Raw genomic sequence first — 289 nt, 5'->3', positions numbered from 1 at the left:
ACCGACATCGAACCCCAGCACGCAGACCGGGGCGGCGCTGTCGGCAGCGCTCATGCGCGGCCCGCGTAGTCGGTGAGCAGCCGCAGGTCGACGCCGATCAGAGCGGCAGCGCTGTTCCAGCGCTGCTCCAGCGGCAGGTCGAACAGGATCGAATCGTCGGCCGGCACAGTGAGCCAGGCATTGGCGGCCAGCTCTTCCTCCAGCTGGCCCGGCCCCCAGCCTGCGCAGCCCAGGGCTAGCAGGGCCTTGGCGGCGCCGCTTCCGGCCGCGATCGCGGCGAGGATGTCGC

At 72.3% G+C, this 289-nt stretch carries 1 protein-coding gene; it reads right to left on the bottom strand.

Going from position 1 to position 289, the window contains the following annotated elements; all coding sequences use genetic code 11:
• Positions 1 to 50: 50 nt before the first annotated feature.
• Positions 51 to 289, bottom strand: a 239-nt coding sequence (locus FLQ44_RS07780) for a YqgE/AlgH family protein (RefSeq protein WP_206208735.1), incomplete at its 5' end; no start/stop codon positions are given.

It is taken from the genome of Vogesella mureinivorans, from assembly GCF_007644035.1.
Taxonomy (GTDB): Bacteria; Pseudomonadota; Gammaproteobacteria; order Burkholderiales; family Chromobacteriaceae; genus Vogesella; species Vogesella mureinivorans.
This window is presented reverse-complemented; position numbering and strand designations above follow the sequence as displayed.